General features: G+C 62.2%; 29 protein-coding genes and 1 pseudogene. 15 read left to right on the top strand and 15 right to left on the bottom strand.

All coding sequences use genetic code 11. The features are described 5' to 3' along the window. Positions 1-52 precede the first annotated feature (52 nt). Together ACW9KT_RS18755 and ACW9KT_RS18750 are read left to right on the top strand one after the other, a co-directional pair. Positions 53-400, top strand: a complete 348-nt coding sequence (locus ACW9KT_RS18755; protein ID WP_457083232.1) for a hypothetical protein — start codon at positions 53-55, stop codon at positions 398-400. Positions 401-570: 170 nt separating this feature from the next. Further along, positions 571-1,116, top strand: coding sequence for a hypothetical protein (locus tag ACW9KT_RS18750; RefSeq protein ID WP_457083230.1), 546 nt, complete (start codon positions 571-573; stop codon positions 1,114-1,116). Between the two features lie 44 nt (positions 1,117-1,160). On the opposite strand, the gene ACW9KT_RS18745 is transcribed toward ACW9KT_RS18750, so the two are convergent. The 11 genes from ACW9KT_RS18745 to ACW9KT_RS18695 all read right to left on the bottom strand — a co-directional run bounded on the left by ACW9KT_RS18745 (position 1,161) and on the right by ACW9KT_RS18695 (position 10,187). Beyond that, the gene (locus ACW9KT_RS18745) at positions 1,161-1,433 is read right to left on the bottom strand and encodes a DUF4158 domain-containing protein (protein ID WP_457083228.1); all 273 of its coding nucleotides are present in this window, start codon (positions 1,431-1,433) and stop codon (positions 1,161-1,163) included. A gap of 148 nt (positions 1,434-1,581) precedes the next feature. Further along, on the bottom strand, positions 1,582-2,700 hold the full coding sequence (locus ACW9KT_RS18740; protein WP_457083425.1) for an ABC transporter permease: 1,119 nt from the start codon (positions 2,698-2,700) through the stop codon (positions 1,582-1,584). Positions 2,701-2,802: 102 nt separating this feature from the next. After that, positions 2,803-3,912, bottom strand: coding sequence for an ABC transporter permease (locus tag ACW9KT_RS18735; protein ID WP_457083226.1), 1,110 nt, complete (start codon positions 3,910-3,912; stop codon positions 2,803-2,805). A 6-nt stretch (positions 3,913-3,918) separates the two neighbouring features. Next, positions 3,919-4,680: an ABC transporter ATP-binding protein gene (locus ACW9KT_RS18730; protein ID WP_457083224.1), complete on the bottom strand. Its 762-nt coding sequence runs from the start codon at positions 4,678-4,680 to the stop codon at positions 3,919-3,921. Continuing rightward, on the bottom strand, positions 4,677-5,612 hold the full coding sequence (locus ACW9KT_RS18725; RefSeq protein ID WP_457083222.1) for an ABC transporter ATP-binding protein: 936 nt from the start codon (positions 5,610-5,612) through the stop codon (positions 4,677-4,679). The genes ACW9KT_RS18730 and ACW9KT_RS18725 overlap by 4 nt, the downstream gene beginning before the upstream one ends. 22 nt (positions 5,613-5,634) lie before the next feature. Continuing rightward, a complete protein-coding gene (locus tag ACW9KT_RS18720; RefSeq protein WP_457083220.1) occupies positions 5,635-6,549 on the bottom strand; it encodes an HlyD family secretion protein in 915 nt (304 codons plus the stop codon). After that, positions 6,546-6,761: a hypothetical protein gene (locus ACW9KT_RS18715; RefSeq protein WP_457083218.1), complete on the bottom strand. Its 216-nt coding sequence runs from the start codon at positions 6,759-6,761 to the stop codon at positions 6,546-6,548. Before ACW9KT_RS18715 ends, ACW9KT_RS18720 begins: the two co-directional genes overlap by 4 nt. A 14-nt stretch (positions 6,762-6,775) precedes the next feature. Continuing rightward, positions 6,776-8,071: a TolC family protein gene (locus ACW9KT_RS18710; protein WP_457083216.1), complete on the bottom strand. Its 1,296-nt coding sequence runs from the start codon at positions 8,069-8,071 to the stop codon at positions 6,776-6,778. A 39-nt stretch (positions 8,072-8,110) separates the two neighbouring features. Further along, positions 8,111-8,719 (bottom strand): TetR/AcrR family transcriptional regulator, encoded by a 609-nt coding sequence (locus ACW9KT_RS18705; RefSeq protein ID WP_457083214.1) that lies wholly within the window; start codon positions 8,717-8,719, stop codon positions 8,111-8,113. A gap of 292 nt (positions 8,720-9,011) precedes the next feature. Further along, positions 9,012-9,665 (bottom strand): transposase, encoded by a 654-nt coding sequence (locus tag ACW9KT_RS18700; RefSeq protein ID WP_457083212.1) that lies wholly within the window; start codon positions 9,663-9,665, stop codon positions 9,012-9,014. Between the two features lie 114 nt (positions 9,666-9,779). After that, positions 9,780-10,187, bottom strand: coding sequence for a transposase (locus tag ACW9KT_RS18695; protein WP_457083210.1), 408 nt, complete (start codon positions 10,185-10,187; stop codon positions 9,780-9,782). Between the two features lie 373 nt (positions 10,188-10,560). Here ACW9KT_RS18695 and ACW9KT_RS18690 point away from each other — a divergent pair, with 373 nt between their 5' ends. From ACW9KT_RS18690 to ACW9KT_RS18655, 8 genes are all read left to right on the top strand, one after another. Next, positions 10,561-11,544, top strand: a complete 984-nt coding sequence (locus tag ACW9KT_RS18690; RefSeq protein WP_457083208.1) for a helix-turn-helix transcriptional regulator — start codon at positions 10,561-10,563, stop codon at positions 11,542-11,544. 8 nt (positions 11,545-11,552) lie between these two features. Next, positions 11,553-12,707: an alkene reductase gene (locus tag ACW9KT_RS18685; protein ID WP_457083206.1), complete on the top strand. Its 1,155-nt coding sequence runs from the start codon at positions 11,553-11,555 to the stop codon at positions 12,705-12,707. A gap of 38 nt (positions 12,708-12,745) precedes the next feature. Continuing rightward, on the top strand, positions 12,746-13,660 hold the full coding sequence (locus ACW9KT_RS18680; protein ID WP_457083204.1) for an alpha/beta hydrolase: 915 nt from the start codon (positions 12,746-12,748) through the stop codon (positions 13,658-13,660). Continuing rightward, positions 13,653-14,408: a pirin family protein gene (locus ACW9KT_RS18675; protein ID WP_457083202.1), complete on the top strand. Its 756-nt coding sequence runs from the start codon at positions 13,653-13,655 to the stop codon at positions 14,406-14,408. The genes ACW9KT_RS18680 and ACW9KT_RS18675 overlap by 8 nt, the downstream gene beginning before the upstream one ends. Next, positions 14,405-15,208 carry an NAD(P)-dependent alcohol dehydrogenase gene (locus ACW9KT_RS18670; RefSeq protein ID WP_457083200.1) on the top strand — a complete coding sequence of 268 codons (804 nt, stop codon included), beginning with the start codon at positions 14,405-14,407 and terminating at the stop codon, positions 15,206-15,208. Before ACW9KT_RS18675 ends, ACW9KT_RS18670 begins: the two co-directional genes overlap by 4 nt. Then, on the top strand, positions 15,130-15,300 hold the full coding sequence (locus ACW9KT_RS18665) for a zinc-binding dehydrogenase (RefSeq protein ID WP_457083198.1): 171 nt from the start codon (positions 15,130-15,132) through the stop codon (positions 15,298-15,300). The genes ACW9KT_RS18670 and ACW9KT_RS18665 overlap by 79 nt, the downstream gene beginning before the upstream one ends. A gap of 70 nt (positions 15,301-15,370) precedes the next feature. Beyond that, positions 15,371-16,300 (top strand): alpha/beta fold hydrolase, encoded by a 930-nt coding sequence (locus ACW9KT_RS18660; protein ID WP_457083197.1) that lies wholly within the window; start codon positions 15,371-15,373, stop codon positions 16,298-16,300. Between the two features lie 99 nt (positions 16,301-16,399). Beyond that, positions 16,400-16,912 carry a RidA family protein gene (locus tag ACW9KT_RS18655; RefSeq protein ID WP_457083195.1) on the top strand — a complete coding sequence of 171 codons (513 nt, stop codon included), beginning with the start codon at positions 16,400-16,402 and terminating at the stop codon, positions 16,910-16,912. Positions 16,913-16,961: 49 nt separating this feature from the next. On the opposite strand, the gene ACW9KT_RS18650 is transcribed toward ACW9KT_RS18655, so the two are convergent. Continuing rightward, entirely contained in the window at positions 16,962-17,135 is a 174-nt protein-coding gene (locus tag ACW9KT_RS18650; RefSeq protein ID WP_457083193.1) for a hypothetical protein, read from the bottom strand. Between the two features lie 20 nt (positions 17,136-17,155). Here ACW9KT_RS18650 and ACW9KT_RS18645 point away from each other — a divergent pair, with 20 nt between their 5' ends. Genes ACW9KT_RS18645 through ACW9KT_RS18635 form a run of 3 tightly spaced genes read left to right on the top strand, consistent with a single transcriptional unit; the run spans position 17,156 to position 18,503 of the window. Continuing rightward, positions 17,156-17,329 carry a hypothetical protein gene (locus tag ACW9KT_RS18645; RefSeq protein WP_457083191.1) on the top strand — a complete coding sequence of 58 codons (174 nt, stop codon included), beginning with the start codon at positions 17,156-17,158 and terminating at the stop codon, positions 17,327-17,329. A 24-nt stretch (positions 17,330-17,353) separates the two neighbouring features. After that, positions 17,354-18,304, top strand: coding sequence for a PAS domain-containing protein (locus tag ACW9KT_RS18640; RefSeq protein WP_457083189.1), 951 nt, complete (start codon positions 17,354-17,356; stop codon positions 18,302-18,304). Continuing rightward, entirely contained in the window at positions 18,297-18,503 is a 207-nt protein-coding gene (locus ACW9KT_RS18635; protein ID WP_457083187.1) for an ATP-binding protein, read from the top strand. Before ACW9KT_RS18640 ends, ACW9KT_RS18635 begins: the two co-directional genes overlap by 8 nt. 290 nt (positions 18,504-18,793) lie before the next feature. Here ACW9KT_RS18635 and ACW9KT_RS18630 read toward each other — a convergent pair whose 3' ends face one another. Genes ACW9KT_RS18630 through ACW9KT_RS18620 form a run of 3 tightly spaced genes read right to left on the bottom strand, consistent with a single transcriptional unit; the run spans position 18,794 to position 21,775 of the window. Next, entirely contained in the window at positions 18,794-20,638 is a 1,845-nt protein-coding gene (locus ACW9KT_RS18630) for a serine hydrolase (RefSeq protein WP_457083185.1), read from the bottom strand. Positions 20,639-20,692: 54 nt separating this feature from the next. Beyond that, positions 20,693-21,148 carry a helix-turn-helix domain-containing protein gene (locus ACW9KT_RS18625; protein ID WP_457083183.1) on the bottom strand — a complete coding sequence of 152 codons (456 nt, stop codon included), beginning with the start codon at positions 21,146-21,148 and terminating at the stop codon, positions 20,693-20,695. Positions 21,149-21,202: 54 nt separating this feature from the next. Continuing rightward, positions 21,203-21,775: a hypothetical protein gene (locus tag ACW9KT_RS18620; protein WP_457083181.1), complete on the bottom strand. Its 573-nt coding sequence runs from the start codon at positions 21,773-21,775 to the stop codon at positions 21,203-21,205. A 75-nt stretch (positions 21,776-21,850) separates the two neighbouring features. On the opposite strand from ACW9KT_RS18620, the pseudogene ACW9KT_RS18615 reads away from it, so the two are divergent. Both ACW9KT_RS18615 and ACW9KT_RS18610 read left to right on the top strand, forming a co-directional pair. After that, positions 21,851-22,347, top strand: a pseudogene (locus ACW9KT_RS18615) (recombinase family protein). 534 nt (positions 22,348-22,881) lie between these two features. Next, the coding region (locus ACW9KT_RS18610; protein ID WP_457083179.1) for a phytanoyl-CoA dioxygenase family protein at positions 22,882-23,376 on the top strand (495 nt) is incomplete at its 3' end.

Here is a 23,376-nt window from a genome sequence, read left to right as displayed (position 1 = left end):
ACCTTTTGCAAAAAGATGTTGCCTCTCCTTCTTTTCTCTATCCCAACTACTGGTGCAGCGATTTGCGCTCGGAAAGCATGACTACGTGATCAACCTAACGAAACAATACAACCACGACGACGAGGTGCAAGCGATCTTGTTGGTCGGCACCTCGGCTACGACCAACAAGCAGCTATGTAGTTCTTTTAAGCTGGCAGAGCGCGACGGCAAGGTAGTTACGCACGGGACGTATGGTATTAACCGGAGCAATCTTCAGTTCAGCGAGCATTACTTTCACCCCCGCCACGAGCAAGCCTCCAACTCGATGGTAAAGACGTTCATTCCCACGCCCAATGGCACGTTAGTGTTGCGTAAAGTCATCTCCTACAAGCAGGGACAGGCTACTACTACAACCTCTTGATACTAGGTGAGTTTTCGAGTTATGAGACGAACTTCACCGTGCTACAAAGTGAATGATAGATGGTGTAAAGCATAGCACAAACTAAGGCACCATATCGGAATTAACGCTAAACATAATGGGGCTTATCAGTAGGAGCAACCCACCTACGGTACGCTTCATTACCTTCGCTCATGTACTCCTTACTAGACATTCTACAGCTGGAAGATCAGCAGCCGCTAGAGCATGCCTTTTACGCGTACCAAGAGCTGTATGGACAGTGCCCGGACGACTACCAGGTCTGGCGACACTTCTATTTTTTCCTCTGGGTCGCGCCCGAGGAAGCTCCCGTAGAGATACTAGAGCGTCTTGGCGTGACTGCTCGCTTGCGCGTTCTGTTGACAGAAGGAGAATCGCGTTTCGCCACGCAGGCGGACTTTCACTTTCTAGCAGGCTATACCATCGCGGTTCTGCCGTACGAGTTTGGCCCGTTTGCCGAATGGGAACAGAAGGGGAATGAAATGCTGCTACAGGCCACCTTATTAGCCCCGGAAAACCCCATCTATCGACTCGCCTATTTGGGCAGCTTCCCTGATTCACCGGCTTATCGGCAAGCGATGCTGGAAGCGGCTCCCGTGGTTGTCAGTGCCTTTCAGGGCAAAGGACTACTCAACCACTACTTCCGTCACGTTTTATACCGGGTAGATGCGCTGGAAGGGAGCGGCTCCACAAGCAAATAAAGCGCTACTATCTTGTCACTTTGCTCAATAGCTCGGAGGAATGCTTATCGCAAACGCGGATCTAAGTGTTGCTCGACGAAAGCAGCCATCGATACCGGACCCTGCTCGAACCAGTCCTCGGGCAAGTAGCCCATTAGGCGCACCAGGCCCCGCTGCACGGCGCAGCCCAGGCGGTTGCCGTCGCGGCGCTGACGCTGAACAAGCGCCCGGTCCGCGACCGTCAGATAAAAGTGCTGGCGCAGTTCGGGTTCGCTAAGCTTAGCCGGCACCTGCTGGTATCCTTGGCAATCGGGCGCGGTCCAAAAAGGGGGAATCATAAAATCACCAATGGCTGCCTTTAGCCGGGAGCTTTAGGTACCCGCCACGAAATAGGTGGCCGAAAGCATCCTACCTCCAGCCGAAGGCGGCCAAAACGGTGCGTGCTTCGTTACCGATGCGAGCGAGGGAAATGACCGTCAGCGGCATTTAGCCTGAGGTTTTACGGTAGCGCCACACGGCCAGCAGGTTCACGGCGAGGGCCATGCCCAGCAGAGTGAGCACGGGCGTGAGCACGTCGCGTAGGGTGCTGCCCTTGAGCAGGATGCGCCGGGCGATGTCGATGATGTAAACCAGCGGGTTGAGGCGGTTGAAGGCGCGGGCCCAGGCCGGCATGTACTCGATGGGCGTGAACAGCCCGCACAGCAGGATGAAGATGATGAGAAAGAAAAAAGCTACGAACAAGGCCTGCTGCTGCGTCTGGCTCACCGAGGAAATGAGCAGCCCCAACCCCAGCGGCACCACCAGAAACACAGACATGATGCCGTAGAGCAGCGGCACACTCCCCACCATAGGCACGTGAAAAACGAACCGCGCCAGTAGCAGCCCGATGGTGAACTGGTAGAGACCCGCCACCCAGAAGGGCAGTAGCTTGCCCAAGATAAACTGCCACTTGCGGATGGGCGTTACGTTGAGCTGCTCGATGGTGCCGATTTCCTTTTCGCGCACGATGTTGAGCGTAGCTACCATCATTACAATCAAACTGATGATTTCCACCAGGATGCCCGGCACCATGAACGTTTTGTAGTTGAGCAGCGGGTTGTACCAGTAGGCCGGCACTACTTCCAAGCCGCGCACTTCGCTCACGGCGGCCGCTACCGTGGCCGGGCGACCCTCCCCCTCGTAAGCCTGCACGATGCTGCTGGCGTAGGAGCTGGCCAGGCCGGCCTTCACGTTGTCGAGGGCGTTGACTAGCAGCTGCACCTGCGCCCGGCCGCCGCGCACCAGGTCGCGCTCAAACCGCGGGGGAATGACCAGCACTAAGTCGGCGCGGCCATCGAGCAGGTCCTGCTCGGCGGCTCGGCTGGTGGGACGTGTCTGCACCAGGCGGAAGTAGGGCGTGTACTGAAACTGGTTGAGCAGGCGGCGGGCCGCGGGGCTGTGGTCCTGGTCTACTACGGCCAGGTTCAGGTTCTTTATCTCGTAGTTAGCCGCGAACGAGAGCAGCATCAGTTGCATGATGGGCGCCACCAGCAGCAACCCCAGCAGGGTGCGGTTGCGCCGCAGTTGCCGAACTTCTTTTTCAAGCAAAAACCAGACGGTGCGCATCTTCTTCAATTATCAATGAACAGTGAACAATGAGCAGTTCTCAATGAAGCTGAAACAGGTAAGCCCAATTGCTCATTGTTCAGTGCTCATTGATAATTGCCCCTACGCCAGTCGGTTCTTCAACGAGCCCAGCGCCAGCAGCAGCAGGCCCCCGGCCATGCCCGCGAGCACGGCCGTTTCGCGCCACAGCTCGCGCAGGCCCATGCCCTTTATCATGATGCCCTTGAGAATGACGATGTAATAGCGCGCCGGTATCAGCCGCGAAACCGTTTGCAGAGGCAACGGCATGCTCTCAATCGGAAACAGAAAGCCGCTAAGAATGAGCGTGGGCAGTAACAGACTCAGCATTGAGGTGAGCATGGCCGTTTGCTGGGAGGCCGCGCGGGTTGAAATCAGTACGCCCAGCGTGAGGGCCACCAGAATGTAGAGCAGGGTTTCGGCCAGCAGCAGGAGCAGGCTGCCCCGCTGTGGAATATCGAGCACCCACACGCCTAGCGCCAGGATAACGAGCCCATTGATGAACGAAAGCAGGAAGTAGGGCAAAATCTTGCCGACGATGATGGGCAGCTGCCGCATGGGCGAGACGAGCAGCACTTCCATGGTGCCCGTCTCCTTTTCGCGGGCAATGGTGATGCTCGTGAGCATGGCCGAGACGAGCAGCAGAATCAGGGCCATCGTACCCGGCACGAAGGTGTAGGCTGCCTTCAGGCCGGGGTTGAAGTAGAGCCGGGCGACGGCCTCCACGCGCGGGCCCGCGCCGGCCCGCCGCGGGGTGTGTTCCTGCTCGTAGGTTTTGATGATGGCCGTGGCGTAGTTCACCAGGCTAACCGCCGTGTTCTGGTCCGAGGCATCAGCCACGAGCTGCACCTGAGCGTGGCCCAGGTGGTCGAGGTCCTGGGAAAAGCCGGCCGGAAATACCACGGCCAGCTTCACGTGGCCCCGCCGGAAGGCGGCCGCTACGCCGGGGTAGCCGGTGGCGTTTTCGCGCCGGCCGAAGTAGCCCGACGAAAATAGCTGGTCCTGCACCTGCCGGGCGTGTACGCCCTTGTCGAAATCCAGCACCGCCACGTCGGCGTTCTTGATTTCGTTGGTCAGCGCGAAGCCAAACAGCGTGACTAGGGCTACTGGCATGCCGAAGAGAATGAGCAGGGTGCGCGGGTCGCGGAAGATGTGGTAAAACTCTTTCCGCACGAACATCAGAAATGCTTTCATGGCCGCTTAGTCATGGTTTTTGGCGCCCCGTGCCAGGTGCAGAAATACCTCGTCCATTGTCTCCACGCCAAACTGCCGCTTGAGGCTGGCGGGCGTATCCAGCGCTTCGATTTTACCATCGACCATGATGCTCACCCGGTCGCAGTACTCGGCTTCGTCCATGTAGTGGGTGGTAATGAAGACGGTGGTACCCCGGGCGGCGGCCTCGTAAATCAGGTCCCAGAACTGGCGCCGGGTGATGGGGTCCACTCCGCCGGTGGGCTCGTCGAGAAACACCACGGCCGGCTCGTGGAGCAGCGCCACCGAAAAGGCCAACTTCTGCTTCCAGCCCAGGGGCAGGCTGCCCACCAGCGTGTCGCGCTCAGCGGTAAGGCCCAGGCGCTGCAGCAGGGCGTCGGTTTTCAGGCGAATAACGCTGGTTTTTAAGCCGTACACGCCCCCGTAGAACCGAATATTTTCGCGCACGGTCAGGTCTTCGTAGAGCGAGAACTTCTGGCTCATGTAGCCGATGTGCTGCTTGATTAGCTCGGGCTGCTGAAACACATCGAAGCCCGCCACCGTGGCCGCCCCGTCGGTGGGCGCGAGCAGGCCGCAGAGCATGCGCATGGCCGTGGTCTTGCCGGCGCCGTTGGCCCCGAGAAAACCAAAAATCTCGCCCGGCGCCACCGCGAAGCTTATGGCATCCACGGCCGTGAACGGGCCGAAGCGCTTGGTCAGCCGCTCGCAGCGGATGACGGGGCCAGCAGTCGAAACGGGGGCGGTGCTCATGCGGTGGGGGTGGAAGGGTGGGCGTGCAGCAGGTCCATGAAGGTGTCTTCGATGGTGGCCGCCATCGGCGCCACGGCCACCTCGCGGTGGCCTTTGGCGGTCAGGTAGGCGGTGAGGTGCGCGGCGGCCTCGGCATCGGGCCGGACCAGGCTCAGGTGGGCCATTTCCCCGAAGGCGTAGCAGCTATGCGTTGCCGGGTAGGCCCGCAAATCCTGCAGCAGCGGGTGCATGCGCGCGGCCCGCACGGTGTAGAGCGGCCAGGGGTAAGCGGCCCGCAGCGCGGCGGGGGTGTCCACGCGCAGCACCCGGCCTTCTTGCAGCAGCGCCACCCGCTCGCAGCGCGCGGCCTCGTCCATATAGGGCGTGGACACGACGATGGTGATGCCCCGGGCTTTAAGCGTGCCCAGCATGTGCCAGAACTCCTGCCGCGACACGGCGTCCACGCCCGTGGTGGGCTCATCGAGCAGCAGCACTTCGGGCCGGTGAATGAGGGCGCAGCATAAGGCCAGCTTCTGCTTCATGCCCCCGGACAAGGCGCCCGCGCGCCGGTTTTTGAACGGCGCCAGCTGCTCGTAGATGTCGGCCACCAACTCGTAGTTGGCTTGCACGCTGGTGCGAAACACGGCTGCGAAGAACTCCAGGTTTTCCTGCACCGTCAGGTCGGGGTAGAGCGAGAACTTACCCGGCATGTAGCCCACCAAGTTGCGGATTGCGCGGAAGTCGCGGACCACGTCGTACCCGGCCACGGTGGCCGTACCGGCATCCGCGAGTAGCAGCGTGGCCAGGATGCGGAAGAGCGTGGTTTTGCCCGCCCCGTCCGGCCCGATGAGGCCGAACAACTCGCCGGCCCCGACGGCCAGGCTCACGTCGCCCACGGCCTGGGTGGGGCCGTAGGCTTTGCTAATGTGGTGGAGTTCAACGGCGCTGGCCATACGCTAAGGAATGAAAGGACCTTTAGAACAAGACATCGGCCGGCATCCCAATTTTGAGGCTGCCGTCGTTGGGCACGACGATTTTCAGGGCGTACACCAGGTTCACGCGGTCTTCTTTGGTTTGAATGACCTTGGGCGTAAACTCCGCCTTGGCCGAAATCCACTGCACCCGGCCGGGGTACGCGCGCTGCTGGTTGTTCGGCGCGTCCACCAGCACCTTCACCGGCTGGCGCAGCTTGACCTGGGTGAGTTGGTCGCCGGCCACGTAAGCGCGCAGAATCAGGGTTTTCGTGTTGCCGATTTTGTAGAGCGGCTGGCCGTAGTTCACGACTTCGCTGGGCTCCACATACACGGTGAGCACGGTGCCGGCCACGGGGTTCACCACCCGGCTTTGGCGGAGTTGGTCGCTTACTTGGCGCACCTGCTCCTGCAACGGGGCTGCCTGCGCGACGGTGCCGCTGGCCTGCGTGCCGAGAGCCGAGCGCTGAGCGGCCAGCTGCTGCCGAGCGGTGGCCAGTTGGTAGTCGAGGTCGTCGAGTTGCTTGGCGGGCACAGCGTCGGCGCGCACTAAGCTGACCACGCGCTGACGCTCGCGCTGCAGGTTGGCTACCTGCTGCTGCAATGCGCCGAGCTGGGCCCCGACGTTGGGCGTCTGCTGTTGCACGGCGCGGGCGCTGGCCTGCAGTTGGCGCTTGCGCAGATGGAGCTGCGTGGTGTCAATAATGCCCACCTCCCGGCCAGCGGGCAGCTCGTCGCCTTCGGCTACGGCCAGGCGCAGCAGCTGCCCCTGGGCCTGGGCGGCCACAACGGTCTCGGTGGTTTCGAAATTGCCAGAGGCGTCGAAGCGCGGCGCTTCGGCTTGGCAGGCAGCTAGCAGGGCCAAAGCCAGCAGCAAACCGGGGTTCTTACCGCCGGCAGAGCAAAGGGTAGCGTTCATGGCAAATCGGGGTTGGAGATGTCGGATTTGGTTGGGCGGGCCCGACGCTGGTCGCGGTACACCACGCAAGTAATGAGCAGGAGGGAGAAGTAGGGCAGCACGCAGCCAATGCCAAACCAGCGCCAGAAGGAGCGGCCGTGGCTGGTAGCCATGTAGCCCGTGATGGTGGGCATGAACAGAATGGGCGACAGCAGGGCAATGAGTACTTCCACGGGCAGCGAATGAGTTAGTAAGGTTGAGAAGAAGCACCCTGGATGTGCCGATAGTCGGTTTGGGCTTGAAGCAACTGCAGGCGGTGAAGCTGTTCACTGAGTTGGGCCATAGTTAGGTTGTTGGCTTCGGTGAAGTAGTCACTGAAGCCGATGATGCCGTGGTCGAGCTGCACGGCGGCCGTGGCCTGAATTTTCTGGCGTAGGTCAATCAGCTGCTTATCGGTTTCGAGCAGGGCCTGGTAGCGGTCAATCGCGGTTTGCTGGCCGGCCAGGGCCACGCGCTGGGTTTGTTCGAACGCCTCCTGCTGCACGGCTACGGCTTCCTGCCCGAGGCGGAGGGCCTCGCGGTCCTGGCGGCGGGTGTAGTAGGCGTTCAGATTCCAGTTCAGGCGCATACCGGTAATGCCGTAGCCGTGAAAATCATTGCGCAGAAAATTCAGCGTGGGCCGGCCGTAGCCCACTTGCCCGAACAGGCTCAGGCGCGGAGCCAGCCGGGCGTCGGTAAGTTTCTGCTGGCCCGTGAGCAAGGCTTTTTGTTGGGCGTACAGCAGCAGCTCCGGCCTTGCGCTGGCGGTCGGCAACGCAGCCAGGGGTTCCAGCTGGGTATCGGGGGGCAGGGGCTGGCCCAGCAACTCCCCCAGCTGACGCAACAGGCCTGCCCGCGTGGTGGCCAGCTCGCGCAACAGCTGGTCGAGGTTCAGCACTTCGGCGTCGAGGCGGGCCACGTCCTGGCCGGTGGCCACGCCGCCCACCCGGCGGGCCAGCAGGGTTTTGCGGCGCTGCAGCAAGTCGGCGCGCAGCCCCTGGCGCAAGCGGCTGTTCTCGTCGGTGAGCAGCGTGCTGAAATAGAGGCCGTTTACCTGCTCGCGAAGCCGGTACAAGCCCACGGCCACCTGTTGGTTGCTTACCCGGCTATTCAACGTTTCTACCTCCTGCTGGCGGCGGGTGACGCCGCCGTCGAACAGAGTCTGGGTGGCATCCAGCGTGAGGCGATACTGGTCTTTGGAAAGAACAGGAATGTTGATGCCGGGCACTTCTAGCGGGATGCGCGTTACCTCGCTTTGATAGGAGGCCTGGCCGTTAACGGCCAGCTGTGGCCGGTACCCCTGCGCGGCCAGCCGGGCCTGGTTGTTGGCGGCCTGGGCCTCATTCAGGGCCACCTGGCGCCGCAGCGGGGCATGAGCTTCGGCTAGGTCGTAGCACTGGTTCAGCGTCAGGGCGGCGCCAGCCGGGGGCGGCGCCGCGGGTTGCCCGAGCGCGGCCCGGCTGAGCAGTCCCAGCAGCAGCAATAGCTTTTTTTTCTTATCCATGTAATTTAACTACTTGGTTAACGAATGGGTAAAAAAATATCAGGCCTGGATTGCCCGAATCACGAATTCGGCTACCTCGGTGCGGCGGTTTTCCATCTCCCGCTTAAAGGCTTCCTCGCTCAGCCCCAGTCCGACCTGGATGATGGGCTTACCCAGAAAGGGAAAGATTACCAGCGACATGACGTTCATGAACAGCTGCGCGGAACTGATAGGATGAATGCGGCCCTGGGCCACGGCTTCTTCTACTTGCCGGCGGAATTTGTCGAGGTGCGTGCGCTCCTTTTCCACCACGGCCCGAAAGAAGAACTGGGGATTGCGGTTCACCTCGTTCACGATGAACAGCGGCAGGAAGCTGTTCCGGCTGACAAAGGTCAGGTAGTGGTCTACCACGAGGCGGATTTTGTCAAATAGCTCAAGGTCGGTATCGAGCACGGCCATTACGCGCGGCAGAATTACGCTGATGGCCCGGTCAATTATTAGGGCCGAGAGCTTCTCCTTGCTGCGGAAGTAGTAGTGCAGCAAGGCTTTGTTGATGCCGGCCCGGTCGGCAATTTCCTGCATCCGGGCCCCGGCCAGACCCTTTTCGAGGAACACAGCGTGCGCCGCTTCCAGAATCAGTTCCTCGGTCGAGCGTTTCTGCGTGTCCACTGGCAGGATAGTTTAACTAGTTGGTTAAATCTGCGCAAATATGCACTGGAATTTTCTAAACTCATCTGCCCAACCAAAATAATCTTTGTTGTTTGTTGAGGCTTTCCAAAAACAACGTAACTCCAGAAAAGCAGTCTCCGAGTATTTTATGCACATCTCCCTAAAGTATGATGCCTTGTCAGGCACTTTCAAGCAGGTTCAGAAAGCCATGGGGGCTGTTGCAGAACTCTCCGTCGCCCGTTGTCTTCGTGTTTTGCTAGCTGGCGTTTACCGCACCCCCCTTGGTTCGACGCTAAAAAGGCAGGGAATAAGGGGGTGGCGGGGGCTTGGGCAGGGCACCGGCTAAGCCTAGGCGCTGTTGGGGTGGGTACTTGAGCAGCTTTTTCAGGGTGTAGGCCAGGGCGGCCAGTAGCATCGTTTTATGCGCACTAGCCCGACCGCGCGAGTTCACCTGGCGCAGGCCGTAGTGCTGGAGCAAACTGCCAACCACGGGCTCTACCGTACTTTGGCGCAGAACCCGCATCCGGTGCCCTTGTGGGCGCTGCTGGCGGAGCAGCGCCTGTTGATAGAGCGGGTCATAGGCTGTGCGCGTAATCTGCCGCTTCTTGCTTTTGGGCGCGCAGGTGACCTTGTGCGGGCAGAGCCGACAATCGCGGTTAGCCGCCCGATAGAGCTTTTGTAGGCCGCCTTCCCGCTGCTTATCGTAGCTTTTGAAGGGTAGCAACTTGCCCGCCGGACAGGTGAAGCAGTCCGCTTGGGCATCATACGCAAATCCCTCCACGGTGGGCTTGTACTGGCCGAAGACCGGGATCCAGGGCGTGATGCCCTGCTGCTCGAGTAAGGCGTAGTTTACTCTGATCGCGTAGTTGGTGTTGGCCACGAGGTCTAGCAGGGGCAGACCCTGGGCGCGTAAGCGCTGGTGCAGGTAGGTGACGAGTGGGGGCAAGTGCACACTGTCGCGGCCACGCCGTGAGCCGTGTCGACCGACAAGCTGCAGAGGTAGTTGAGGGCGCGGGCTTTGCCGAGCTTGATGGAGATGCGCGCGTCGGAATCCGAGGGGCTATAGTGGGATCAACGTCTCGATTGGCTGCTTTTCGCAGAGGCGGTGGAGCGAGGCGTTGGCCTTCACGGGTGCTGAATCCACCGCCTGGGTATCACCAGCGACCAGTCCCTGCGTGACGCATTGGGCAAATACGTATTCGAATAAACGCTCGAAGCCTGCAGTTGGGTAGAGCTGCCGGGTGCGGCTGATAGTCGAGTGCCAGGGCAAGTCGTCGTCTACTTCGTAGCCCAAAAAGTAGAGGATGTCGAGCCGCAGGGCACAGTGCTCCACCAAGCGCCAGTCGCTGACCAGGTTCTCCAGCCGCCCCACCAGCACGAGCTTGAAGAAGATGACCGGATCGAGCGAGGGCTGACCGGTATGGCTGTAGAAGGCTTGGGTCTCCTCGTAGAGAAAGCGCCAGTCCACGAGTTCTGCTAGCCGGCGATAGAAATTGTGCGGAGGTATGCGCTCGGAGAGCCGAAAGCAGATTATCTCTGTCAGTAAAGTGTTTCTGGCCTTGGATGCGCCTGCTACGCGCCGAACGACGAACTGGGCTACGGGTTCTGCAACAGCCACTATGACTTTTTGGCCCTAGCCTGCTCTGCTTAGGCAAGCCCGAGCTGAGCAGGCTAGGGCGCTCTAAATACTATTCACCTACTATTCACCCGTCAAGTTAGTCTAGTGGGTCCTTCTATCACCTTTGTGTTATTTTACGGAAGGTAGCAGCGGGGCTCGGCTATTGAGCTTGGTATCCAGCGTTATACAGGCCCGGCCAGTGTTCCCTTAAATCTCCTCCGCCATGGTGTTCGAGTTTGTTCCCTATCCCGGCTTTGATTTTCTGAAGAGCTTCGGGGAGCAGTTTAACCTGCCGGTGGCGGGTGATACGCTGCACATTCCCCCGAAACTCGGGGAGGGCTGTATTCGCAATATTGAGATAGGCCCAGAGTTCCGGTTGTTCGTGCACCGCTACCGGCTCAAGCAAGATCTGGTGCTCAAGCGGCGGGCGGCTCCGCTGCCCAACCATGAACTCGTCAGTCTGATTTTCAACCTCAACGAAGAGCCCGTCAGCTTGGAAGCGCGTGACCAGCAGTTTCCCTTCGCCAGAAATACCGAGTACGCCGTGGAGATTTCCTCCACTGACCTGAACACGACCATTCACTTTCCGGCCCACACGGAGATCTATTTTAACGTGGTCGGGGTACTGGTGCCGGCCTTGCGTACGCTGCTTAGCGTGGCGCTCCCCAACAATGTGGTGGCTACTATCCTGAGGGGAGGTGCGGGATTTCTCTACCACGAGCGCCTGGGCGTGGACGAGCAGCGCATCCTCAAAGAGCTGGGCAACGCGAGCCCCACTGACCCGCTGAGTACGCTGTTTTACCGCATTCGGGTGCAGCAGCTCATTTATTACCTGTTTGAGAAGCTACTGCTGCGCGATTCCCAGCCCCACAGCCCCCTGAACAAAGTCGATGCGGAGAAGCTGGCCCTGGTGCAGGCGGCGGTGCTCGCCGACCTGGGTACACCGCCCCAACTGCCGCCCCTGGCCCGCATGGCCGGTATGAGCGAGTCCAAGCTAAGCGCCTTGTTCAAGCAGGTGTACGGCGACAGCATCTATAACTACTACCAGCGAGCCCGGATGGAAGAAGCCGCTTTCCTGCTCCGCCACAGCGGCTACTCAGTGTCAGAAACCGGCTTTCGGCTGGGCTTCACCAACCTGAGCCATTTCACGCGCTTGTTTGAAAAGCACCTAGGCGCCAAGCCCAAGCGTTACTCGGCTGGCGGATAGGACTATTCTTGCGGTTATTCCGGTTATTTCCCCCGGCCTGGCGCCCTCACCTTTGTGTCGTACTACTCACCGACCCAAAGATGAAAAAGATTCTCACCCCCTACCATAGTGGCGGCCTGGCCCTCAAGAACCATCTGGTGATGGCGCCGATGACGCGCAGCCGCGCCACCGGCAACCTGCCCAACGCCCTCATGGCCGAATACTACGCCCAGCGCGCCGGGGCCGGCCTGCTCATCACCGAAGGCACCGCGCCCCTGCCCAACGCCCTGGGCTACCCGCGCATCCCGGGCGTGTTTTCCCCCGAGCAAGTGGTGGCCTGGCAGCAAGTTACGGCGGCCGTGCACGCCGGCAACAGCCGCATCTTTATGCAGCTCATGCACACGGGTCGCATCGGCCACGTCGATAACCTGCCGGCCGGGGCCCAACTGGTGGGGCCGTCCGCCCTGCCGGCGGCCGGGCAGATTTTCACCGATACAGCCGGCCTGCAGGATCATTCCGCTCCCGTCGCCCTCACCGCGGAGGGTATTCAAGCGGTTATCGAAGGCCACGTCAGCGCCGCGCGCAACGCCGTCAGCGCCGGGTTCGATGGGGTGGAACTGCACGGGGCCAATGGTTACCTGATTGAGCAGTTCCTGAACCCGAACGTCAACGACCGCCCCGATGCGTACGGCGGCAGCATTGCCAACCGGGCGCGCCTGGCCCTGGACCTGGCCCGGGAAACAGCGGCCGCCATCGGGCCGAAGAAGGTCGGCATTCGCTTGTCGCCCTTCTCCAGCCTGGGCGACCTAGCGGCTTACCCCGAGCAGGAAGTGGAGGAAACCTACGCCTACCTGGCTCAGGAACTGAACCGCATCGGCGTGGCCTACGTGCACATCGCGGTGAATGCCGTCATCCCGCCGGCGTTGCTGGCGGCCATTCGCGCCGCTTACCGCGGGACCATTATCCTCTGCAACGGCCTCACGCCCGAAACGGCCGAAGCCGCCCTCAACGCGGGCTTTGCGGACTTGGTGGCCTTCGGGCGCTCCTTTTTGGCCAACCCCGACCTCGCACTGCGCATCGCCGAAGAAGCGCCGCTGAACGCGCCGGACTACACCACCCTCTACACGCCCGGCCCGGTGGGCTACACCGACTACCCGGTGCTGGCTGCCGTGCTGGCGCGCTAAGCAGCACTCGTCTTCTGTCCACTAAAATCCTGACTACGATGGCACTCACCGCAGATATTCGGCAAAATATTGCTTATGCCCAGCAAAAGGGCTACGATAAGCTGCACCTCATGCCCCCGGCCGAAACCCGGGCCCTGATGGCGTCTTTTCCCAAAAATCCCGCCCCCACTGCCGTGGGCCGGGTCCTCAACACCACGGCCGACGGCGACATCCCCGTGCGCCTCTACTTCCCGGCAGGGGAGGGACCGTTTCCGGTGGTGGCTTATTTCCACGGAGGGGGCTTCGTGCTCATGAGCCTGGACACGCACGACGAGGTATGCCGGCAGCTCTGCCGCCTCGCCGGGGCCGTGGTGATGTCAGTGGATTACCGGCTGGCGCCCGAACACCCTTTCCCTGCTGGTCCGGACAGCAGCCTGCGGGCCGTTCGCTGGCTGAGGCAACACGCCGCCGAGGTCGGGGCCGACGGCGGCCGCCTGGCCGTGGCCGGGGACAGCGCGGGCGGCTATATGGCCCTGTCCGTGGCCCAGCAGCTCGCCGCCGCAGGCATTACGCTGCAGGCCCAGGTCGCGGCCTACCCGGTTACAGACCACTACTCGGCCGGGCACGCATCCTGGGAAGAGAACGGGGAGGGCTACATCCTGACGGCGGCCATGATGCGCTGGTTCTGGGACAACTTCCTACCCGATGCCGCCCACGCCGACGAAGCCTCCCTGCTGCGCCGGGCCGACTTTTCGGGCCTGCCCCCGGCCTTGATTCTGACCGCCAACTACGACCCCCTGCGCGACGAAGGCCGGGCCTACGCCGAGAAGCTGCAAGCGGCCGGGGTGGAAACCACCTACCACAACTACGAAAACGTCCACGGCTTCTTCGGCGCCGGCCCCCTGGGTGCCGAGGCCCTGCAGCTGGCCGCGTCCTTCTTAAAAGAGAAACTCAGCGTCCCGATGTATGCATAAGCTGAGCACCGCTGAGAAAATCAGCCAGCAGCACGGCGGGTTCGGGATTGACATCCTGTTACCTGGTCAGACCCTGGGCGACGCCGACTCCGGGCTGGGCACCCTGGGACGCATCGACCACGCCCACGTGCGCCCGGGCACCTTGGTGCCCATGCACCCCCACCGCGACGACGAGATTTTAACCTACCTGCGCCGCGGCCGGGTCCAGCACCGTGATTCGGAGGGTAACTTCGAGCCCATATCGGCCAAGCGCTTCATGCTCATGAACGCCGGGTCGACCTTCCTGCACGAAGAGCAAGTGCTGGCCGAGGGCGGCGAGCTAGAAGGGATGCAAATCTTTTTGCGGCCCGAGAAAAGCGGGCTACCCCCACAGGTGCAGTTTTATGCGCCGGGCGCCACCTTCAGCCTTAACCAGTGGCGGGCCCTGGCCGGCCCCGCGGCTAGCTTCCCCCTGCACATTCGCAGCCAGACCTGGGTGTCCGACGCCCGCCTGGCCGGCGGGGCAAGCCTGGCTTTGCCGGCCCCGCCAGTAGCCGGGGCAATCAGCCTGCTCTATGTATTCGAGGGGGAAGTGAAAGTCAACGACCACCTGCACCTGACCAAGGGGGAGAGCCTGTTGCTGCAAAACGAAGCGGCTCAGCTCGTAGCGGGCCCGCCCAGTGACTTAGTGCTGCTGGTAACCGACCCGACCAGTGTCTACTATGACCAGGGCATGTACAGTGGCAACCAACTGCGAAACCAACCATGAAAAAGGTTCTTTATAACCGATTTGGTGGCGTGGAAGTGCTGGAACTGGCCGAAGTAGCCCAGCCGGCCCTGACGCCGAACGAGGTGCTGGTGCGGGTGAAGGCCGTATCCATTAATCCCCTGGATTGGAAGATTCGCCAGGGGGAAATGAAGCTCGTGGCCGGCTCGACCTTTCCCAAGGGCGTGGGCCTTGACTTCGCCGGCGTGGTGGAAGCGGTGGGCGCGGCCGTGCCCGGCTTGCACCCCGGGGATGATGTCTTCGGCCTGGTAGACGTATTGAAGGGTGGCGCCCTGGCCGAGTACGTGGCGGTTCCCGCCGCCGACCTCGCTCTCAAGCCCGCGAATCTGTCCTTTGCCCAGGCAGCCGCTTTGCCGGTGGCCGGCTCGGCGGCCTTGCAGGTGCTGCACCAGTTGGTGGCGGTGGGGCCGGGTACCGAGATCCTGATTAATGGGGCCAGCGGCGGCATCGGTATGATTGCCACGCAATTGGCTAGTCAGCGGGGCGCGGTGGTCACGGCCGTGGTGGGGCCGGCCGGCACGGAGTTGGCCCGGCAGTGGGGCAGCGCCAGCGTGTTGAACTACCGGGAGCACGACATAAAGGGCGCCGGAAAGCGCTACGACGTGGTGCTGGACTTGTCCGGGAAGCTCAGCTTTTCCGCGGCCCGCCCCCTACTCAAGCCCCGGGGGGCCTACGTGAATACGGTGCCCGGCAACAATACCGGGTGCTGCTGCTCAAGCCCACCCCGGCCTACCTTCAGGAGCTGGCCGCGCTGGCCACTGGCGGGCTGGATATCGTGGTGAGTCAGACCTACCCCCTGGCCGATTTTCAGCGCGCCTATACGGAAGTAGCGCGGGGCGGGGTGGTGGGTAAAGCCGTGCTTACCCTGCCGTAAAGCCGCCGGGGACGCGGCCTATAATTTTACTATTCACCCTTGTTTTTCTTCGCTTCTAACCCCTTACTTCATGAAAAAGACGCTGCAATCCCTCAGTCTCGTGGCCTTGGGCCTGGTTGTTTCGGGCGTGTCCCTGACCGCCGCTGCGCGAGCCAAGCGCCAGCCCGGCGGCCTGGGGCGGGCCGAATACATCGAAGTGGAGCCCCACGTTTGGCTGCACGTCACCGACCTGGGTGAAGGCCAGCCGGTGGTGCTCATCCACGGCTGGCCCCTGAGCGATGCCATGTACGAGTACCAGTACGCCCACCTAGTGGAGCAAGGTTTCCGGGTTATTGGCATCACCCTGCGCGGGTTCGGCCTTTCGGACAAGCCGGGGGGTAATTACAACTACGACGTCTTTGCCGACGACATCAAGGTAGTGCTCGACAAGCTCAACATCGTAGAGGCTACCCTGGGGGGCTTTTCTATGGGCGGCGCCACGGTGGTGCACTACGTGGCCAAGTACAAAGGCGCGCACGTGAGCCGGATGGCCTTGTTCGGGGCCGCAGCCCCGCTCTGGACCAAGCGGCCGGACTTCAGCTACGGCATCTGGACCAAGGCTGACGTGGACGGCCTGATCACCCTCAACAACACGAACCGGCCTCTGCTATTCGAGACCTTTGGCCAGATCTTTCCTGCCTCGCCCACGAGCCTCTCGCCTGGGCACGGGGCCTGGCTGGGCACCATCCAGGCGCAGGCCTCACCCTACGCCATGGCTGAATGCCTGAAGGCGTTGCGCGACACCGACCTGCGCGCGGACTTACAGCAGATTACTCTACCTACCCTCATACTTCACGGCAAGCTGGACAAAATCTGCTCCTATGAGTTGGCCGAGCAGTTGCACGCCCTCCTGCCCCAGTCCCAGCTGGTGCCCTTCGAGCAGAGCGGCCACGCCCTGTTCGTGGAAGAACGCGAGAAGTTTAATACCGAGTTGGTTAACTTTCTGACCAAAGCCTCCTAACCAGGGCCCCAAGCACCCGAGAGGAGAGGGGAGTGAGTCCCGAACTTCTGCGTTAATTTATGGGGAGATTTTTCAGGATTCACTTTCCCGTTCCTGCCTATGAACCCCCTCATCCTTATCCTGCTGCTCGTTGTGGCCGCACCCGCTGTGACCCAGAGCCCCGAAGCTAAGCTCACCCAGCTAGGTCTGACGCTGCCGGCGGTCGCCCCCGCCAGCGGCAGTTACGTGGACGTGGTGCGGGTGGGCAACCTGCTCTTTCTCTCGGGCAAGGGGCCTCGCCAGAGCAGCGGGGCTTACCTCACCGGCCGGCTGGGGGCGGAGCTGACCACGCAGCAGGGCTACGAGGCCGCCCGCCTCGTGGCCCTGCTGCAACTGGCCGTGCTGAAGAAGGAGCTCGGTGAGCTAGCTAGGGTGCGGCGCATTGTCAAAGTCAATGGCTACGTGCGCTCAGCGGACACTTTCACCGAGCAGCCCCAGGTCATCAACGGCTACTCCGACCTGCTGATTCAAGTGTTTGGGGACCGGGGCCGGCACGCGCGCACGGCCCTGGGCACCAACGCCCTGCCCCTAGGCATGGCCCTGGAGGTGGAGATGGTCGTAGAAGTGGAATAGGTAGGAGTGCCCTCTCCTCACCCAATAATGGGTGATAAACCGGGGCTTGTTATGGACGCCCGCCGAGTTGGAGGGTATTGTGCAGGCTAGGACTACGGAGCTGGCCACCGCCAACTAGCAACTGCAGGAAGTAGCCGAGCAGCTGCGCCGTCGCACTGCCGAGTTCACCACCCTGGCCAATGCCATTCCGCAGCTGGTCTGGATGGCCGAGTCCGACGGCCACATTTTCTGGGACAACCAGCGATGGTACGAGTATACCGGCACCGCCTTAGACCAGATGCAGGGCTGGGGCTGGGAGCAGGTACACCACCCCACCTACATCGGGGCGGTGGTGGAGCGCTGGCAGCACCACCTAGCGGCGCCTTCCCGCTGCGCCGGCACGACGGCGAATACCGCTGGTTTCTGTCGCGCGCGTAGCCCGTACGCGACGAGAATGGGCAGGTGACGCGCTGGTACGGCTCCAACACGGACATGCGGCAGCGGCAGGACAAAGTGCAGCGGAGCGAGCCCGAGTACCGGGTATTGATGGAAAGCATTCCCCAGTTGGTTTGGACCGCCGACGGTGATGACACTATCCGCTACTGCGACGCTCGCACGGCCGAGTACACGGGCCTCGGGGCCGCCGCCTGGCGGGGACAGTCCTGGCTCCATTTGCTGCACCCCGAGGACGAGGCAACTGCCCGAGCGAAGTGGCAGCAGGCCCTGGACGCGGGTCAGCCGTTTTTCCAGGACGAATACCGGCTGCGCCAGGACGGGGGCGCTTACCGCTGGTTTCTGGTGCTAGTGCGCTTATTAAAACTAACCGGCAGCCCCGATACGGCGCAGTGGCTTAGCACCTGCACCGATGTGCACGGGCAGTACACCCTGCGCGAAGAGTTGCAGGTGCAGAACGCGGCCCTGGCCCGCACCAACAGCGAGCTCGACACCTTCGCGTACGCGGCCTCTCACGATCTGAAGCAGCCTGTTCAGAACCTGGCGGACTCGTTTGAGGAGCTGAAAGCGACGGCCAGCTTCCACGACCGCGCAGCCGCCGATATGCTGAGCATGGTAGATGTGGCGGTGAATGGGCTGCTGACCACGGTGCACGCCCTGACCGAGGTGGTGCAGGTGCAGCGCCAGTCAGTACCCCTGCCCGCCGAGCCTATTCTGTTGCGGCCCCTGGTGGAAGAAGTCGTTCGCGCGGTGCAACACCTGGGCCCCACGGCCCCGGTCTGGGAGCTGGATTTTTCGGCCCTATCCGCGGTGGTGTTGGTGCGGGCCAACCTGCGCAGCATGCTCTACAACCTGCTCAGCAATGCCGTCAAGTATGCCGACCCCAGCCGTCCGGCCCACATTGTTGTGCGCACCAGCCTCACCAATGGAGTGCCAACGCTAACTGCTAACTGTGCATGACAATGGCTTGGGCATCGACCTAGGAAGGCACGGCTTGGAGCTGTTTCACCTGTTTCATCGCGTCCACGACCACGTGGCGGGCTCGGGCGTGGGCCTCTATTTGGTGCAGCGCCTCGTGGAACAAGTGGGCGGCCGCGGGGAGGTGGAAAGCGAAGTGGGCAAGGGCAGTACGTTCCGCGTGCTGCCCCACCCCGCCTAGGTAAAGACAACCCACGTAAGCACCGTATTCGGAGGCACCCCGAACCCGCCAAAATTTGCCCCCCCGGCCCTAACGGCAATTTTACCCCTTACGGGGATGGGTAGGGTACGCTGTGCGCCAAAGCTGGAACCAGCAGGGCAGCGCTTAGCCGCCACAGGAAACAGGACCTGGTGGGAGCAATTGATATAGCCCAAAGGTCCGGTCCGCCCCCTACTCCTAAGCGCCCCAGATATGGCCGTGGGCCACCCCGAACCTGGATGTGTTACTGCTGCCGTGCCAACGACCCCAGCTTAGGGTTCGAGGGCGAGCAGTTTTTCTCTCAACTCTTTGTCGTCCGGGTCCAGACGCAGGGCCGTTTGATACGCGGCGATGGCCCGGGGCTTGTCGCCCCGGCCCAGGTACAAGTCGCCCCAGCGGGTGTGCACAACGGCGGATTGCGGAAACTGTTCCAGAGCCAGTTCCAACAGCCCCTGGGCCGCCGCCGGGTTGCTGGGTCGGCGGTTCAGCAGTTCGTAGGCCAGGTACGTCAGCTGGTACTCGTTAAGCTTAAATTGGCGGTAGCCGGCCACAGCTTCCGGTATCCGCCCCAGGCGCAGCAATTCATCGGGCAGCAGCTGGTCGGGACGCAGGCGGGGCCAGGGCTTGTCGGCGCCCTGCATGCGGAAGCCCGTGACTTCGCCGGCCGCGTTGCGCTCGAAGCGGCCGCGCAGCGGATAGTCCGTGAACGCCACCGTGTCGCCGCTCACGGGATAGGTCAGGATGGGGTTGCCGGCATTGATGTGCTCAACCAGGTGGTCGGCTTCGCGCTGAAATGTCACCACTTCGTCGGGGCCGCGCTGGTAGCGGCCGGCCAGGGCATCGAGGGCGGCAGTAGGCACGAGCCGGGGCTGGATGGCGGGCGGCAAAAAGTCGGGCCAGCCGTACACCTTCGCCACCGCGCGGCGCAGCTCCTTGCCCAGCTCGTCGGCCCCGTTGTTGTTATTCATCATGATGACGACCCCGTTGCTGCCCGTCACCGAGCCCAGGGCGTAGGCCAGGAAGCCGGCGTTAACGCCCGTATGCTCGAAGTAGCGGCTGTTCTCGTCCACTTTATCCGCCCGCTGCAATAAAAATGCGCCCAGGCCCATTTGCTCGCGGTAGGTTCCTGTCGATACCTCGGTCTGCGGGCTCAGCATCGCCCGCGCCGCCGCCTGCGTCAGCACCCGGCCCCGGCCCCGGTAGGCTTGCTGGACTTCGATGAGGAAGCGGGCCAGGTCGGTGGGGGTGGCGTAAAGGCCGGCGGCCGCCTGTTGCGGGTACACGTAGGGCACGCCCTTAAACCAGCTGCTCACCGAGTACGCCCACGCGGCGCGGGCGGCCAGGCGCGGCGGCAGGGGCTGGGCAAACGTGGTGCTGCGCATCTTCAGGGGCCGGAACAGCAACGCCTCAGTCAGCGCCTCAAACGACTGGCCCGTGGCGTCCATCAGGGCCAACTGGGCGACCATGTAGCCCCCGCCCGAGTATTGGAAGCCCGTGCCCGGCTCCCGGGTGACGACGAAGGCCCGGCTGCCGGCCGCCGGCTGGCCGCTCACAATGTCCACCACCGAGGGCAGGGGCTTCTGGTTTGGCAAGGAGCCAACGTACGAGAGCTGGCCGGTGCCCGCCTGGTGACTAGGCAGCAGGCGCAGGGTGACGGGGCGCTGGCGGGTGAAGTCGTTGTCGGCCAGCTGCCAGGAGCGCAAGAAAGAATTGATGGGTGCATCGAGGCTCAGCTCGCCTTGCTGCACCAGCGCCAGCGCCGCCGCCCCGGTGACGAGCTTGGAGATGGAGCCCGCCGAAAACAGCGTGGCCGGCGTGGCCGGGGTCCGGGCCGTGGTGTCGGCCCAGCCGTAAGCCTTAGCCCACTCCACCCGGTAATTGCGAATGACGGCGATGCTCAGCCCCGGCACCTGGTGAAACTTCATGCGCTCGCGCAGGTTCCACCCCGGCAGGCCGCTTACGGGTACGTAAGGCAGCAGGCTGTTTTCCACCCGCTCGATGCGGGCCGCCACGGCGGGGCGGGGGGACGCAGGAATAGACTGGGGAGGGCTTTGGGCGGCAACTGGCTGCGGGCGCAGGCCCAGGAGCAGGAGCAGGAACAGGGGGAGCCGGTGCATGGGGTTGAGTGAATGAGGGGGCAATAGTACCCAAAGGGCCCGCCCTGAGTCGTCTCAAATCGTCATTTGATACCTCTTTTGGTACTCTTTGGGCGTTAACCCCACTTTTTCCTTGAACACGCGGTTGAATGTGGCCTTGGAATTAAAGCCCGCCTCCAGGGCCAGGGCCAGCAGGGTGAGCCGCTGCGCGTCGGCCGTGAGCAGGCGGCGTTTTACTTCTTCGAGCCGGTAGCCGTTCACCACCTCCGAAAAAGACTGACCCAAGCCCGTATTGATGAGTTGGGAAACCGCACTGGTCTTCAGGTTCAGGTGCCGGGCCAAGCGAGCCACGGAGAGGTCCGGGTCCTTGAACGGCTGCTCCTGCTCAAGGGCGGCTACCAGGCGGCGCAGGTCTTCAGTATCGATGGGAGCAGCCAGCTTGGGAGGGTCAATGGGGGCACTTAACTTTGCCAGCAACTCGCCCGCCGGCCGGCGCTTCAGCCAGCCCAGCAGCGCCAAGCCGTAGGCCACCACGGGCAGGGCCAGGCTGGTCAGGTAGAATTTGGGCGCGCCCGCGGGCAGATATCAGGGGTTGACCAGCGGGTCTACCGCGGCAGCCAGGTAAAAGACGCCCACGGCCTGCAGGCCGCGCTGCCACCCCGGTTCGGGCTCGGGCTGCTGGCGAAGCAGCCGCCAAGCCAGCGCCGCGTAGCCAACGACTGAAACCACGACCCCGTAGTGCTCCACGTAGCGCGTGAAGGGCTTGTGCACGTGCAGCCAGAACCAGGTTTTGGTGTCGAACGACTGCAAGCTGATTGCTACGTAAAAAGCGGCTTGCGCCAGAACCGGCACGAAGTGCCCCCAGCGCAGGGGACGCAGGCCGAAATGGGTGCGCAGGTAGCTCAGCAGCAAGGGCCCAAAGCCCCAGGAGAAAAATAGGGGCGTGAAGTAGAGCCACCGGTTGCGGAAATACGTGCCGGACCGGCCCAGAAAGTAATCCACGACCTGCAGCGTGAGGCCCAGCAGCAGCAGCCCCAGCCCCAGCCATTTGTTGGCCGGGTGACGCCGGGAGGTAACGAGCAGGTACGCCGCCGTGGTCAGCCCCTGCACGATGCAGAACAACTGGAAGGCGACCCCAAAATCAAAATGAACGAACATAAACCGAAACCCTTGGCATTGAATTACGCAAAATATCCGGGTTACACAACATTGCCCTCAACCCGCGACTAGAACCTGGAACTCCAACTTGATGCCCTCAACAAGGCTGAATGCGAGACCATCTTTCAGGAAAAAGCATCCGGGGCCACGAAGGCGCGGCCCGAACTCGACCGCATGCTGGCTAGGCTGCGCCCTGGCGACACGGTCTATATTTATAAACTTGACCGGCTGGGACGCTCCCCGAAGCACTTGCTGGCCATGGTGGTGGAGTTAGAGCTTCGGGGTGTAGGCCTGTTTCGCTCACCGATGCCATCAACGCCACCTCGGCCCAAGGCCGGCTTGTCTTCAACTTGTTTGCTTCGCTCGCGGAGTTTGAGCGCGAGCTGATTTGCGAGCGGGCCCATGCCGGGCTCGCCGCAGCTCGGGCGCGAGGTCGGGTAGGCGGCCGCCGACGGGGACTATTGGAAGAAGCGGAGCGCACAGCCATCGTCGCCGAAACGCTCTATCGCAAACAGCAGCTTGGGGTGAACGAAATCGCCCAGCGCCTGTGCATTTCCAAGTCCACGCTCTAATAAATACCTGCGCCATCGGGGCGTCGTCATCCACAGTCATCGAAAAGCCGCTGTAGATAAGTCGAACGAGTAAATTTTGTGCCACCCTTTCGGTCAAAATCCTTAACCTGCTATTTATTCCGTTTCTGAGAGGCCCCTTTTGGACCAAATACCGAAAGGCGAGGGGCTTGCAACGGAGCGTAAGTTTGGTTAACCAGCCCAAGTAAGCGACGGATCTGAAGTGGCCAAGGCTATTGGGGGCGACAAGGCCCGCTGCCGGAGTGTCAACACCGCTTATCAGGGTGACAGCAGCCCTTGCTGAGGTAGCAAGAAAGGCCGCGGAAGTGACATGAGCCGTTACCGTGGGGGCAAGTGCATGGACCAGAACGACGAGATTCACTGCGCTGGTGATAAGATAAGCCTTGCTGGCGGCCTGACCCTGCCACTAAAATCCAACGGTGTTGTTGGAAGAACACGCGTTAACTAGCTTTGCAGGGCCGCGTATTGAGGCGGGCAAGTTCTTGTTGTACAGTGGATAACAACTAGCAGTGCAGTATGGAAACAATGGAAACAAATAGCATCACGCGTCCCACCTACGACATCGCCCAAATCATGGGCGGCCTGTACGGGGACGGCATCATTGGGCTCAAAGGCGCTTTCACTCGCGAGTGGGTGCAGCAGCTTGGTGAAGACATTGCCATGCTCTACGAGACTGCTCTCCAGCGCCCCGGCGGTGCCCTGGGCCGCGGCCCCAAGCGCCACTACGTCGAGATTCACCCCGAGGACATCCGCGGCTTCGTGGAGCTGGCTACGCACCCGTGGGTGACGGCCGTGTGCGAGGCCGTGCTCGGGCCGGCGTACAAAATCGTGGAAATTGGCTTCGACGTGCCCAATCCCGGGGCTATGAATCAGCCCTGGCACCGCGACTTTCCCGCCCCCGATGACACCATCATGGGTCGCCGCCTCAACTCCCTGGCCTTCAACCTCACGACCGTGGACGTGACCGAGGACATGGGCCCCTTCGAAATTGCGCCCGGCACGCAGTGGGAC

Source organism: Hymenobacter sp. HD11105 (genome assembly GCF_054051685.1).
This window is presented reverse-complemented; position numbering and strand designations above follow the sequence as displayed.